The organism is Brevundimonas vitisensis, from assembly GCF_016656965.1.
In the GTDB taxonomy this organism is placed as follows: Bacteria; Pseudomonadota; Alphaproteobacteria; order Caulobacterales; family Caulobacteraceae; genus Brevundimonas; species Brevundimonas vitisensis.
The window spans coordinates 748,440-761,729 of sequence record NZ_CP067977.1 but is presented as its reverse complement, the minus strand read 5'-3'; the positions used below and the strand labels follow the sequence as shown (position 1 = coordinate 761,729).

Annotated in this window: 15 protein-coding genes; 7 read left to right on the top strand and 8 right to left on the bottom strand. The window is 65.6% G+C overall.

Going from position 1 to position 13,290, the window contains the following annotated elements:
- Nucleotides 1-63: 63 nt before the first annotated feature.
- Entirely contained in the window at nucleotides 64-1,848 is a 1,785-nt protein-coding gene (locus tag JIP62_RS03820) for an acyl-CoA dehydrogenase (protein ID WP_201103604.1), read from the bottom strand.
- A gap of 100 nt (nucleotides 1,849-1,948) precedes the next feature.
- Between JIP62_RS03820 and JIP62_RS03815 the strand changes: the two genes are divergently transcribed.
- Together JIP62_RS03815 and JIP62_RS03810 are read left to right on the top strand one after the other, a co-directional pair.
- Entirely contained in the window at nucleotides 1,949-2,500 is a 552-nt protein-coding gene (locus tag JIP62_RS03815) for a cytochrome b (RefSeq protein ID WP_201103603.1), read from the top strand.
- The gene (locus JIP62_RS03810) at nucleotides 2,497-3,429 is read left to right on the top strand and encodes an L-threonylcarbamoyladenylate synthase (protein ID WP_201103602.1); all 933 of its coding nucleotides are present in this window, start codon (nucleotides 2,497-2,499) and stop codon (nucleotides 3,427-3,429) included. Before JIP62_RS03815 ends, JIP62_RS03810 begins: the two co-directional genes overlap by 4 nt.
- A gap of 3 nt (nucleotides 3,430-3,432) precedes the next feature.
- Here JIP62_RS03810 and JIP62_RS03805 read toward each other — a convergent pair whose 3' ends face one another.
- From JIP62_RS03805 to yaaA, 5 genes are all read right to left on the bottom strand, one after another.
- A complete protein-coding gene (locus JIP62_RS03805; protein WP_201103601.1) occupies nucleotides 3,433-4,164 on the bottom strand; it encodes a hypothetical protein in 732 nt (243 codons plus the stop codon).
- 66 nt (nucleotides 4,165-4,230) lie between these two features.
- Nucleotides 4,231-4,392 carry a hypothetical protein gene (locus JIP62_RS03800; RefSeq protein ID WP_201103600.1) on the bottom strand — a complete coding sequence of 54 codons (162 nt, stop codon included), beginning with the start codon at nucleotides 4,390-4,392 and terminating at the stop codon, nucleotides 4,231-4,233.
- Between the two features lie 707 nt (nucleotides 4,393-5,099).
- Nucleotides 5,100-6,191, bottom strand: coding sequence for a patatin-like phospholipase family protein (locus tag JIP62_RS03795; RefSeq protein WP_201103599.1), 1,092 nt, complete (start codon nucleotides 6,189-6,191; stop codon nucleotides 5,100-5,102).
- Between the two features lie 22 nt (nucleotides 6,192-6,213).
- On the bottom strand, nucleotides 6,214-7,062 hold the full coding sequence (locus tag JIP62_RS03790; protein ID WP_201103598.1) for a 3-hydroxybutyrate dehydrogenase: 849 nt from the start codon (nucleotides 7,060-7,062) through the stop codon (nucleotides 6,214-6,216).
- 80 nt (nucleotides 7,063-7,142) lie between these two features.
- Complete coding sequence (gene yaaA / locus JIP62_RS03785; protein WP_201104547.1) at nucleotides 7,143-7,904, bottom strand: peroxide stress protein YaaA; 762 nt, start codon at nucleotides 7,902-7,904, stop codon at nucleotides 7,143-7,145.
- A gap of 116 nt (nucleotides 7,905-8,020) precedes the next feature.
- On the opposite strand from yaaA, the gene JIP62_RS03780 reads away from it, so the two are divergent.
- On the top strand, nucleotides 8,021-9,040 hold the full coding sequence (locus JIP62_RS03780; protein ID WP_201103597.1) for a cupin-like domain-containing protein: 1,020 nt from the start codon (nucleotides 8,021-8,023) through the stop codon (nucleotides 9,038-9,040).
- Here JIP62_RS03780 and JIP62_RS03775 read toward each other — a convergent pair.
- Nucleotides 9,037-10,443, bottom strand: coding sequence for an FAD-binding oxidoreductase (locus JIP62_RS03775; RefSeq protein WP_201103596.1), 1,407 nt, complete (start codon nucleotides 10,441-10,443; stop codon nucleotides 9,037-9,039). The two genes, JIP62_RS03780 and JIP62_RS03775, sit on opposite strands and share 4 nt — an antisense overlap.
- A gap of 55 nt (nucleotides 10,444-10,498) precedes the next feature.
- Between JIP62_RS03775 and JIP62_RS03770 the strand changes: the two genes are divergently transcribed.
- Genes JIP62_RS03770 through JIP62_RS03760 form a run of 3 tightly spaced genes read left to right on the top strand, consistent with a single transcriptional unit; the run spans nucleotide 10,499 to nucleotide 12,449 of the window.
- A complete protein-coding gene (locus tag JIP62_RS03770) occupies nucleotides 10,499-10,948 on the top strand; it encodes an NUDIX hydrolase (protein WP_201103595.1) in 450 nt (149 codons plus the stop codon).
- Nucleotides 10,949-11,002: 54 nt separating this feature from the next.
- Complete coding sequence (locus JIP62_RS03765; RefSeq protein WP_201104545.1) at nucleotides 11,003-11,986, top strand: SPFH domain-containing protein; 984 nt, start codon at nucleotides 11,003-11,005, stop codon at nucleotides 11,984-11,986.
- Nucleotides 11,987-11,990: 4 nt separating this feature from the next.
- Complete coding sequence (locus tag JIP62_RS03760) at nucleotides 11,991-12,449, top strand: NfeD family protein (protein WP_201103594.1); 459 nt, start codon at nucleotides 11,991-11,993, stop codon at nucleotides 12,447-12,449.
- 2 nt (nucleotides 12,450-12,451) lie between these two features.
- On the opposite strand, the gene rnhA is transcribed toward JIP62_RS03760, so the two are convergent.
- The gene (gene rnhA / locus JIP62_RS03755) at nucleotides 12,452-12,889 is read right to left on the bottom strand and encodes a ribonuclease HI (protein ID WP_201104543.1); all 438 of its coding nucleotides are present in this window, start codon (nucleotides 12,887-12,889) and stop codon (nucleotides 12,452-12,454) included.
- A gap of 163 nt (nucleotides 12,890-13,052) precedes the next feature.
- Between rnhA and JIP62_RS03750 the strand changes: the two genes are divergently transcribed.
- Nucleotides 13,053-13,268, top strand: coding sequence for a twin-arginine translocase TatA/TatE family subunit (locus JIP62_RS03750; RefSeq protein ID WP_201103593.1), 216 nt, complete (start codon nucleotides 13,053-13,055; stop codon nucleotides 13,266-13,268).
- Nucleotides 13,269-13,290 lie beyond the last annotated feature (22 nt).

Sequence of the window (13,290 nt, the reverse complement as noted above, 5' to 3'; positions counted from 1 at the left end):
GAGCACGACCTTGGACAGGGCCGTCATGACCCGTCAAATGAACAAACCGCAAGCCCGACCTTATCAGCCGGCCAGGACGGACGGCGTCATCCGCGCCAGCAGGGCACCGCCCTGACCGATGGCGGCCAGGCGCGAACTGGCATGGCCCAGCACATTGGCGGCATAGACCTCATACAGGGTGATCCGCCCGCCCAGCCATTCGACGTCGGTGTCGCCCGCATCCAGACGGGCCTTGGCGGTCAACGCCCCCTTGGCCAGCATCCAGCCGCCGATCACGTCACCCATCAGGGTCAGATAGGGGGCGGCGGCGGCCAGCACGTCGGCGGCACCGTCGGCGGCGGCCTTGCGGTCCAGGATCCACAGGGTCGCGTCCTCGACCGCGCCGATAGCCGTGGCGAATCGCTCCACCGGCTTGCCGTCGTACAGGCGCGCCAGTTCGGCCAGGGTTGCCTTCATCTCGCCGATCACCGCCTTGGCCGAAGCTCCGCCGTCCTGACCCAGCTTGCGCCCGACCAGATCCATGGCCTGGATGCCGTTGGTCCCTTCATAGATCGGGGCGATCCGGGCATCGCGATAATGCTGGGCCGCGCCGGTCTCCTCGACAAAGCCCATGCCGCCGTGAATCTGCACGCCCTGCGAGGCGACTTCCACGCCCATGTCGGTGGACCAGGCTTTGGCGATGGGGGTCAGCAGGTCCTCGCGGCCTTTCCAGAACTGGCGCTCGTCCTCGGTCGCTGCATGGCGCGCCAGGTCGGCGGCCACGCCGGTGGACAGGCACAGGGCCCGCCCGGCCGCAATCCGGGCCTTCATCACCGCCAGGGTCCGGCGCACGTCTGGATGGTCCAGGATCGGGGCAGAGGCCTCGCCGGTCCAGACGCTGCGGCCCTGACGCCGGTCGGCCGCATAGGCCAGGGCGTGCTGATAGGCCCGCTCTGCGATGCCCACTCCCTCCATGCCCACGCCGACGCGTGCGGCATTCATCATGGTGAACATGTGGGACAGCCCTTCGTTAGGGCGGCCCACTAGCTCGGCGATCGCCCCCTCATAGGCCATCACGCACGTCGGAGAGGCGTGAATGCCCAGCTTGTGCTCGATCCCCACCGGACGGAAGCCGTTGCGGTCGCCCAGCGAACCGTCCGGCTTGACCAGATATTTGTTGGCCAGGAACAGGCTGATGCCCTTGGGTCCGGCCGGCGCATCGGGCAGTCGGGCCAGCACAAGATGAACGATGTTGTCCGTCGCGTCGTGATCGCCCCAGGTGATGTAGATCTTCTGGCCGGTGAGGCTGTAGGTGCCGTCGCCGTTCGGTACGGCGGTGGAGGTCAGGGCTCCCAGGTCCGATCCGGCCTGGGGCTCGGTCAGGCACATGGCCCCCGTCCATTCGCCGGACACCATGCGCGGCAGATACATGGTCTTCTGGTGCTCGGTGCCATGCGCCTCCAGCGCCTCGATCGCGGCCAGCGACAGCATGGGGCACAGGCCGAACGCCATATTGGCCGCATGCACCGTCTCATAGGCCGCCAGCTCCAGCGCCTTGGGCAGGCCCTGGCCCCCGGCATGGGTCGGCGCGGCCAGACCCAGCCAACCCCCGGCCGCGAACTGGCGATAGGCGTCGGCAAAACCCGGCGCGGCCGTGACCGCCCCATTGGCATAGGTCGCGCCCTGCTGGTCCCCGATCCGGTTTAGAGGGGCCAGTACCTCTTCCGAGACCTGACCGGCCGCGTCCAGGACCGCGCGCATCAGATCGGCGTCATAGTCGGGGAATGCCCCCGTCGCCGCGACCTGGTCGAGGCCGGCGACGGCTTCCAGGGTAAAGGCCAGATCACGGACAGGGGCGCGATAGGTCATCGGGTCGTTCCTTGCGTTCGGTCGTCGTCTGGGCGACATCGGTGCCGGTGTCGTCGTCCCATGCCAAGGTGACGCGCTACCGCAGGGGAAGGGAAGCCCGATGGCCGAACCACGCAACCGTTATTCCAATGTCTCGTTCGCCTTTCACTGGGGCATCGCCCTGCTGGTCGTGTCCCAGATCGTCCTGATCATGCTGCACGATGCGACTGAGGGGCCGATGTCGCGCGAATATGTCCAGATTCACAAGTCGGTCGGCCTGAGCATCCTTGTCCTGACCCTGGCGCGGATCGGCTGGCGATTCGCCAATCCGGCCATCCCTCTGCCTGCGGGAACGCCGGGCTGGCAGAAGGTCGCCGCCCGCACCACCCATGTTCTGTTCTATGTCCTCTTGATCGGTCTGCCGCTGGGCGGATGGGCGGCTTCGTCGGCCGGGGGCAGAGACATCGAATGGTTCGGCCTGTTCACCTGGCCCGCCCTGCCTCTGCCGCTGGACCGCGACCTCGCCGGGTCCTTCATGGAGGCCCATGAGGCGGGGGTAGAGGTGCTGTATGTGCTGATGATCCTGCACATCGGCGCGGCGCTGAAGCATCACTTCATCGATCGGGACAATGTGCTGCACCGGATGATCCCTCTGATCCATCGACGGCCGTGAGCGAAGACGCGATCCAGGCGGCGGCCCGCGCCCTGTCGGCCGGGCGTCTGGTCATCCTGCCGACCGAGACCGTCTATGGCCTGGCCGCCGATGCCGGAAATCCAGAAGCCGTGGCCGCCATCTTCGAGGCTAAGGGCCGCCCCCGGTTCAACCCCCTGATCGCCCATGTCGCGACGGCGGCGGCGGCGGAGCGTCTGGCCGTCTTCGATGATGCCGCACGCGCGCTTGCCCAGGCCTTCTGGCCCGGTCCCCTGACCATCGTCGCCCCGGCGCGGGCCGATGGCGGGGTCTGCGATCTGGCGCGGGCAGGGCTGGATTCGGTGGCCGTTCGGGTGCCCGGCCATCCGGTGGCGCGGGCCGTTCTGGCGGCCTTCGCCGGACCCGTTGTCGCCCCTTCCGCCAATCGCTCGGGCCGCCCCAGCCCCACGACGTTTGCTGATGCGTTGGAGGAAACAGGCCCCTCCGCCGCCGCCGCCCTCGACGGTGGGCCCTGCGACGTGGGGGTGGAAAGCACGGTGGTCTCGGTCCTGGATGGCCGCATCGCCCTGTTGCGTCCCGGTGCCGTGACCCGCGATCAGATCGAGGCCCTGGTCGGACCTCTGCCCGCAGATCAGGATGGGGCAGGCGAGGGCCATCGCTCCCCCGGCCGCCTGACGCTCCACTACGCCCCCGAGGCCCCGGTCCGCATCAATGCCCAAGGTGCGAGTGACGGCGAAATCCTGCTGGGCTTCGGCCCGGGCGTGGGCGACCCACGCTGGACCCTCAGCGCCACGGGCGACCTACGAGAGGCCGCAACCAACCTGTTCCGCCTGTTGCGCGAGGCCGACCGCGAGCATCCCGTCGGCATCGCCGTCTCGCCCGTGCCGATGCTGGAGCTGGGTGAGGCGATCAACGACCGGCTGAGGCGAGCGGCGGGGTTTGTGGGGTGAGCCTCACTCTTCAACCAGAGCGTTGGGGCGCCGTGTCGCCAAGGTCTCGTATCCCAATCGCGTAGCCTTGGGGAACGTCTTGGCTAGTTCTCGCACCGTCAGTCGCCCTCTGATCCAGGTCGGGAGCCCATCAAATAAGAACCTGTTGAAAGCCTCTTCGCGCTTTTCGATTGCGTCCATGGCATGGAGCAGCACGTAGTACTTCTCGTCCGCAGAAACAGAGCAGTCGACTGCGATGTCTTTTATCGTGTCCATGAAATCGACAAAAGACTTGTTGATAATATCTATATCGGTCTTTTCTAGATTCCATGAGTCCCTGTAACTTAATCGTCCGACGTGCGAATCGTTTTGAAACGAACGGAGTGTGGACATAAGCCAGTTTGAGAAAGTCTGAGGGTCTACGCCTCCTGCAAGCCAGTACTCGAACTGATCGCTCTTTAGGCCCCAGTAGCGCCCAAAATATTGCTTTACATTGATGTCATCTGGTCCCTTGTCATTAGAAATATTGATACGATCTTGGTAAAGCGTGTCATAGCGACTATTGCATGATAGTATTATGTCAAACCTCTTGTTCCGGACATTGATCCTGTATGCGTATCTTGCGGCCATAAAGGCTGCGATCACTGTGGAAACTGTGACGAATATTTTGAAAGGTTCGATCAGGCTTTCCAGCGAGATAATTGATAGGAATTGATCGACCGTCTCAGCGTATTGGGAAAGCGGCACCGGCATCATGCCTTTCTCATTGGTCTCGTCCAGCCTACAGCGGATCAAGATCACGGCGTTCTGTCAATTGCCGCATCACCCAAAGCATCTCCCCTGACCGACAATCGACTGAATTCTCGTGTCCGCCAAACAGCTGCCCAGCCATTCCTCGGCATCACGGGCGAGCACCAGAATGTAGTGATTGCGACCCCTGGCGACTTCGGTCAGGCGGCCCTGTTCGATCAGTTCCTCGACCAAGGCTCCTCCCCGTCCGCCTTTGCGGATGGGGAGGGGGACCGCGAAGCGGTGGAGGGGCACCGTCCGGCAAGCTGTTCCGAGCCCATCCGACCTCCTCCCACACCCCCATTCCTGCGACCCATAAACCTCCAGCCCTCCTGTCGCGTCGATCCAAGTCCTTGATATCAAATCATTAAAGGAATAATCCGGCCCTCGGCGTGCCTCGGTCAAAAGCCCCCGCATACTCCTGCCCATCCCTTCGCGGGGGGAGGGCGTCTGGTGCCGGGGCCAATCACGTGCAGCGGGGGTGATCGTTGCGGGACGCTGTGCGTCGTTCGTCATCGGACGGGGGCGGCGGAACCGGATCAGGCCGGGGGGGGGCGGGTTGCACCCCCTTTCGGCCTGCAAAGGGACTGTCCTCCGGCAGGAAACGGAGGAGCCCAAGGGCCTGGCCGCCCCTGCCCGCCCGGGCTTAGTGTCGACAGGGTCTAATTGGCGAAAAGGTCGGGGGCTGGAAAACGGCAAACCCCGGCTGCCAAGCGATGCCCGCCCGACGTGCTCGGACGCCGCGATCATGCGGAGCACCGGCGGTGACGCCGAAAACTCTTCACCGGCCCCCGTAACGCGAAAGCAGGGGGGCACATCGGTTCCGGGCCAGCCGCCCGCGCTCCGCCACCTCCCCCATCCCTTCAGCGGGTAACCCCCGCGTGAGGTCGATCAAGCGCGCCCTATCCAAACCGTGTCCCCAGATCGACGCTAGACCGCACCCCAACTTCGGCAAAGCAGCTCTCCAGCCACTCGTCGGCCGCCGCCCGCCCCCGCGCCTTCAGGTCGTTCAGAAAGGTCCATTCGGTGTTGAATTTCGATCCCAGCGACAGGTCGCCCAGCCAGCCATCGGCCTCGATGGCGTGCATCAGGATGTGCCGATAGCGGCCTTTGGCATCCTCGGTCAGCCGACCCTGTTCGATCAGTTCCTGGACGAAGGCGACGGCACGCAGTTCGGCGACCAGGGGGGCGTTGAAGACGACCTCGTTCAGCCGGTCCATGATGTCGCCCGCCGACCGGGGCGTGTCGGCCCGCTCGAACGCATTCAGGGTGATCAGCAGGACGTCGTCGGGCGTGTCCTCATAGAACAGCGGCCACAGCGGCGGATTGGCCAGGTATCCGCCGTCCCAATAGGGCTCCCCCTCGATCTCGACCGCCTGGAACAGATGCGGCAGGCAGGCCGAGGCCAGCAGGACCTGATCGGTGATCTCGGCATTGGCAAAGACGCGCGATCGGGCGTGGCGGACGGCGGTGGCGGCGACGTGCAGCTTGACCTCCGAACCCTGAACCGCCGCGAAATCGATCGAGGCGTTCAGCACCCGCTTCAGCGGATTCAAGTTCAGCGGATTGAACTCATACGGGCTCATTGACAGGGCCAGGGTCTCTCCGGCCCGCCAGAAGGCGGTGTCCTTCAGCCAGCCGGGCGTCAGGGCCGCGCTCCAGATGGAGGAGTCGCCAAAGACGTTCTTGCCGCCCGATTGATTGGTCTCGCGCCACAGCTTGTCCAGCGCCGCCCGCGCCCCTTCGGGACCGCCGGTGGCCATGCCAGAGACCAGGGCCGCGCCGTTCATGGCCCCAGCCGAGGCCGCCGTGACGGCCCGGATATCCAGCCGCCCGTCCTCAAGCAGCCGGTCCAGCACGCCCCACTGGAAGGCCCCGTGCGCCCCTCCGCCCTGCAAAGCCAGGCAGACCGGGCGACGGCCATCGCGCGGTGCTGACGTGGGGTCCGATGCGACGGGCTGTGGGTTCGGGGCCTTGCGTTTGAAAAGCGCCATCTGCCCCCCCGGCCTCAGTCGTCTATTGCGCGGTCCAGCCGCCGTCGATGGAGAAGCTGGACCCGTTGGCCGAGGCCCCCAGGTCGGACACCAGATACAGGAACAGGCCGGCAAGCTCGTCTGTGGTCACGAACCGCTTGGTCGGCTGGGAGCCAAGGATGACATCCTTCAGCACCGCCTCCTTGGACATGCCGCGGGTGCGGGCCTGGTCCGCGATCTGCTTTTCGACGATCGGCGTCTCGACGAAGCCGGGACAGATGGCGTTGCAGGTGATGTTGTCCTGAGCCAGCTCCAGAGCCACGGTCTTGGTGAAACCGATGACCCCGTGCTTGGCCGCGACATAGGCCGACTTGAACGGGCTGGCGACCAGGCCGTGCGCCGAGGCCACGTTGATGATGCGGCCGCGCCCCTGGGCCTTCATGATCGGGATCGCCGCCCGGGTCGCGTAGAAGGTGGACGACAGATTGATGCCGATGATCTGTTCCCACTTGTCAGACGGGAATTTCTCGACCGCCTCGACGTGCTGAATGCCGGCGTTGTTGACCAGGATGTCGACCCGGCCCAGCTGATGCTTGGCATAGGCGACCATGTCGGCCACCTCTTCGCCCTTCAGCATATTGGCGGCGTGATAGCGGACGCGGACGCCGCAACTGGCCTCCATCTCGGCGCGGGTACGCTCGATCTCGGACGGGTCACCCAGGCCGTTCAGCACCACATCCCCGCCGCGCGAGGCCACCGCGCGGGCGAGAGCCAGGCCGATCCCGGACGTGGAACCCGAGATGACCGCCACCTGACCCCTCAGGTCGCCAATGTCTCGAAAAGGTGTCGTCTCCGCCTTGGGACCTTCGCCGCGTTTGGGCCACTGGAACATTGGGTCGCTTCCGTCTCTTGTTCGTTGCCGCCAACCTAACGCTTCGCGGATGCGAAGGCGACCCGTCACGCTGAATTTCCTCAGCGGGTGAATATCCAGTCTGCTTCCGAAGACGCCGACTTGTCGAACCGATAGCCGTCGACGTCGAAGCCCTTGAGATCGGCAGCCTTTTCGATGCGGTTGTCGATGGCGAACCGGGCCATCGTTCCACGGGCCTTCTTGGCGAAAAAGGAAACTATACGGCTTTCGCCGTCCTTCTTCTCGCGGAACTGGGGTGTGATGACCGGCAGTTTCAGGGCCTTGGCGTCAACCGCTCCGAAGTATTCCTGGCTGGCCAGATTGATGACCACCGGCTCTTCATGCCCTTCGGCGTCGGCATTCAGACGGTTCGAGATTCGGTCGCCCCAGAAGTCGTAAAGGCTGCCGCCGCGGCGGGTCTTCAGCCGGGTGCCCATCTCCAGGCGATAGGGCTGGATCCGGTCCAGGGGCCGCAACAGGCCATACAGCCCTGAAAGGATGCGCAGACGATCCTGCGCCCACTCCATCGCGGCGGCATCCAGAGAGCGGGCGTCCAGCCCCTGATAGACGTCGCCGGCAAAGGCCAGCGCTGCCTGGATTCCTACATCGGTGGCTTCGGGGTCGAAGGCCTTGAAGCGGGCCTGGTTCAGCTTGGCCAGGTCCTCTGAAATGCCCATCAGCCGCCGCAGGTCGGCCTGGGTCTGGCGCCGGGCGGTGACGGCCAGGGATGCGGTGTCTTCTGCGAACCGGGGCTGGGTCGCGGGCAGGGGGAGGGTCGGCTCGGTGAAATCCAGCCGCTTGGCCGGGGAAAGGACGATCAGCAAAATCACGGCTCCGTTCGCGGGTGGCCCGCAGATAGGGCCGTTCGAACCGCAGGCAAAGGGTCCGCCCTTATGGTCGCCTATGGTGACGATCCGTCCGGCGGTATAGGCGTTGCGTCATGGACTGTCCCGTTCCCGAACGCCGCACGGTGGAATACCGCGACCCGGACGCCAAGGTGTTCGGCGAGATCCGCGCGGCCGCAAGGCCGGTCATCCTCAAGGGGCTGCTGGCCGACTGGCCGGCGGTGCGCGCAGGTTCGGAGTCCCCCATGGCTCTGGGGGCGCATCTGGCGGGATTTGCTACCGGCAAGCCGGTGCGCTTCATCGTGGCACCCCCGGAACGGGGCGGAATGTTCTTCTACGGCGATGATCTGACCGGCACGAATTTCGAAGCGCGCGAAGCCCCTCTGACCGAGCTTCTGCACGGCCTGCTGCACTGGATGGACCGTGCCGATCCACCGGCGATGGCGGCGCAGTCCCTGCCTGAGCCGGTTGCCGTCCCCGGTTTCGCCGCTGCCAATCCCGCCCCGGCCATTGTCGGCTCTGCTGTCCCCCGTCTCTGGATCGGCAACGCCGCGGTGGTCCAGACCCACCACGACATGTTCGAAAATCTGGCCTGCGCCGTGGCCGGACGCCGCCGCTTCACCCTGTTTCCGCCCTCGGCGACCAAGGACCTGTACGTCGGACCGTTCGAGCGGACCCTGGCTGGCCCCCTGGTCAGCATGGTGCCTCTGCACGCCGCCGATGCCGAGCGCTGGCCGCGCTTTGCCGATGCCTGGGCCGAAGCAGAGGTCGCGGACCTGGAACCCGGCGACGCCCTCTACATCCCCTATATGTGGTGGCACCACGTCCAGTCTTTCGACCCGTTCGCCCTCTTGGTGAACTATTGGTGGAATCCTGAAGGGCAGCGGCGACAGCCGATGCAGGCCCTGATCCACGCGATGGCGGAAATCCGCGACATGCCGTCCGACCAGCGGGACGCCTGGCGCGCCATGTTCGACGCCTTCGTGTTCGACGACGCAGCGGAACCTGGAGCCCATCTGCCGCAGACCGTCCGGGGCATTCAGGGTCGAATGGACCCACAGACTTCTGCTGCCGTTCTGGCCAGCCTGGCTCAGGGGATGCAGCGGCAGCGCTAGAAGAGTACGGCTGGGTTCATGATTCGCTTCGGGTCGATCGCCTGACGCACGGCCCGCATGGTGGCGATCTCCAGCGGCGACTTGTAACGGCGCGCTTCGTCGGTCTTCAGCCGGCCCAGCCCGTGCTCGGCGCTGATGGAGCCGTCATACCGGGCCACGACGTCGTGGACGATCTGCGATCCTTCCTCCCAGCGGGCCAGGAAGGCCTTCAGGTCGGCTCCCGGCGGGCACAGGACGTCATAGTGCATATTGCCGTCACCGACGTGACCGAATGCCCCGACGCGCGCGCCAGGGTGGAACCGTTCCACCGCAGCCGTCGCCTCGTCCAGGAAGTCGGCAATACGCGACACGGGCACCGACACATCATGCTTCCAGCCGCCGCCTTCGGGGCGCTGGGCGGCGGACTGTTCCTCGCGCACCTTCCAGAAATCGGCGCGCTGGGTCTGGTTCTGCGCAATGGCGGCATCGTTGATAAGCCCAGCCTCGAAGGCATCGGCCAGCAACCGCTCCAACCCCGCCTCCGCGGCGCCGGGCTCGCCCGACACCAGTTCGATCAGCACATACCAGGGCGGCGTCGTGTCCAGCGGTTCGCGTGTATCGGGGATGTGCTTCAGTACGAACTCCATGCCGATCCGCTTCATCAGCTCGAAGGCCTCGACCCCGCCGCCGGTCTCGGCCTTGGCCCGGGCCAGCAGTTCGATCGCGGCGTGGGCGCTGTCCAGTCCGACCATGGCCGTGGCGCGCGAACGCATGATCGGAAACAGCTTCAGCGTCGCCGCCGTGACGATGCCCAAAGTGCCCTCGGCACCGATCAGCAGCTGCTTCAGGTCGTAGCCGGTGTTGTCCTTTCGCAGGCGTTTCAGGCCATTGAAGACCTGACCATCCGGCATCACCGCCTCGATCCCAAGCACCAGATCGCGCATGACGCCATAACGGATGACCGCCGTGCCCCCGGCATTGGTCGAGATGACCCCGCCGATCGTGGCCGAACCCTCGGCGGCAAGACTGAGCGGGAACATCCGGCCTGCCGCCGTGGCGTGCTGCTGGGCCTCCAGCAGGGTGACCCCGGCCTCGACTGTCATGGCATCATCCAGCGGCGTAACATCGCGTACGGCGCGCAGCTTCCGTGTCGACAGCAGGACCTCGCCATACGGGATCTGACCGCCGACCAAGCCTGTGTCGCCACCCTGAGGGACAACGGCGATCCCATGCTCCGAGCAGATGGTCACAGCCGCCGCCACCTCTGCCGTGGTGCGGGGCGTCAGCATCAGCGGGGTGTGGCCCTGCCATTTGTTGCGCCACTCGGTCAGCCAGGGCGCGATCTCGGAGGCGTCCTGGGTCCAGCCGCCAGGGCCCAGCGTGGACTTCAAGGTCTCGACGGCGGTAGGGGAGGGCGTGGACATGGCGCTGTTCTGACAAAACCGTGCGTCGGTCGAAAGAGGAAAGCGATAATGCAGCATGAATAATGCGCTGAGCGCTCCCACACCTGCCGTCGGCGTGGTGTGTTTTCGTGATGATGAGGTCTTGCTGATCCGGCGCGGGACGCCGCCGCGTCTGGGTGAGTGGAGCCTGCCGGGCGGACGCATCGAGCCGGGGGAGGGGGCCCTTGACGCCGCCCGGCGCGAGTTGATGGAGGAGACCGGCATCCAGGCCCGGATCGGTCCGCTGATCGATGTGGTGGATGGCATCTTTCCCGACATCGGGCGGCACTATGTGCTGATCGACTACCTCGCGACCTGGATGGCGGGAGAACCCCGCGCCGGTGACGACGCGGCGGAGGCCCGGTTCTGGCCGATCGGAGAGGCGCTGGCCTTGGTCGACTGGAGCGAGACTCGGCGCATCATCGCCATGGCGGATCGCATGAGGGACGAATCGGTTTCGCTGGATAGGCGAGCCGGGAACCGCTAACCTCGCCCCGTGATGGAGGGGCTGATGGATATTCCGAACCTGTTTGCGATCGTCATGGTCGTGCTGGCGGTCGTGCTGCTCTTCAGCGTGATCAAGATCGTGCCTCAAGGGCGCGAGTTCACAGTCGAGCGCTTCGGCAAATACACCAAGACCCTGACGCCTGGCATCAGCCTGCTGACCCCGTTCGTCGAGCGCATCGGCCGCCGCATGAACATGATGGAACAGGTGCTGGACGTGCCCCAGCAGGAAGTCATCACCAAGGACAATGCCATGGTGAAGGTCGACGCCATCGTCTTCATCCAGGTCATGAACGCGGCGGCGGCGGCCTATCGGGTCGAGGATCTGCCCTATGCGATCACTCAGCTGTGCTCCACCAACCTGCGGACCGTGGTGGGGTCGATGGACCTCGATGAAGTTCTGTTTCAGCGCGACAACATCAACTCGCGCCTACTGACCGTGATCGATGCGGCGACCGAGCCGTGGGGCGTCAAGGTCAACCGGATCGAGATCAAGGACCTGACGCCTCCGGTCGACATCACCAATGCCATGGCGCGGCAGATGAAGGCCGAGCGCGAGCGCCGAGCCGTCATCACCGAGGCCGAGGGCGAGAAGCAGGCCGCCATTGCCAGGGCCGAAGGGGCCAAACAGGCGGCCATCCTGCAGGCCGAGGGGCGCAAGGAAGCGGCGTTCCGCGACGCCGAGGCGCGCGAGCGTGAGGCTGAGGCAGAGGCCCGGGCCACCGCGATGGTTTCCGAGGCGATCGCCCGCGGCGACGTCAACGCCATCAACTATTTCGTGGCTCAGAAATACGTCGAGGCCTTTGCCGAACTGGCCCGTAATCCCACGGCCAAAACGGTCATCGTGCCCGCCGAGATGAGCGGTCTGGTCGGGACCATCGCCGGTCTGGGCGAACTGGTCGGCCTGGCCCGTGACCAGCAGCAATCGCGTGGCGGCGATCGCCCGTCACCGCCGCCTGCACCTGTCGTCCCGCGTCCCCCGCGGCGTCCGGCCGGTGGCTCTGTCCCTGTTACGGAGTAGATCCATGGATACGATCGCAGCCCTGTATTCGGTTCAGCCGTTCTGGGTCTGGATGGCGCTCGGGGTTCTCCTGCTGGCCATCGAGGCCGCCTTCTCGACCGAATGGCTGTTGTGGCCGGCTGTGTCGGCGGCGGTGCTGGCGGTCCTGACGGCCTTGGGTCTGCGGATCGGTTTCGCGATGGAGGTCGTGCTGTTCGCCGCCCTGACGGTGGCCGCGACCTTGCTGTCCCGCCGCCTGATCCAGAAGGTCAATTCCGTCGAGGTGCCCGACATCAACGATCGCGACCTGCGCCTGGTCGGAGAACGCGCTCGCGTGGTCGAGGCCTTCGTGAACGGTCGCGGCCGCGTCTTCGCCTCGGGGGCCGAGTGGGCGGCCGAAATCGAAGGCGAGGGTCCTCCTCCCGGCGAGAGCGTCATCATCGATTCGGTCGTGGGTGCCCGGGTAAGGGTCCGGCCAGCCTGATTCTAGGCGCGCATCTCGGCGATGCCGCGATTGGCCAGCTGGTCGGCCCGTTCGTTCAGCGCATGGCCCGCGTGGCCCTTGACCCAGTGCCATTTGACGTCATGTCGCGCCCGGGCAGCGTCCAGCCGCTTCCACAGATCGTCGTTCTTGACCGGCTTCTTGTCGGCCGTCTTCCAGCCGCGCGCCTTCCAGCCGTTTATCCAGCCGGTGATACCGTCCATGACGTATTTGCTGTCGGTGTGAAGGTCGACCTTGCACGGCCGTGTCAGCGCCTCCAGCGCCTGGATCGCTGCCATCAGCTCCATGCGGTTGTTGGTGGTCAGCGGCTCGCCCCCGCACATTTCCTTGGTCTTGCCCCCGGCCTGAAGGATCGCGCCCCAGCCTCCGGGACCAGGGTTGCCTTTGCAGGCACCGTCGGTGTGGATGATGACGTGGGACAGGGCAGCCTCGCGGTTCAATGGGACGTGCCTTTTACAGCCAGTCGCCGGGGTGGCCAGTCACGATCGCGGATTCCGCATTCGCTTGGCCCTGGCCATCACTACGCCTATATGACGGCCTAGATGGACGACGGGTCGGTTCGGGCCCGCATAAGGAGACGAAGCCGTGGGTTCTTTCAGCATCTGGCATTGGGTCATCGTCGGACTGGTGGTGCTGCTGCTGTTCGGGGGCCGCGGCAAGCTGTCGGGCCTGATGGGTGACGCGGCCAAGGGGATCAAGGCCTTCCGTGAAGGCCTGAAGGACGACGACAAGTCCGGCCCGTCCGAAGGCGTCAGCTCGCTGCCGCGCACCGACGCCGAAAAAGAAGAACTGAAGCGCTAGTCGCTGTCCGCTTTGTATTTGC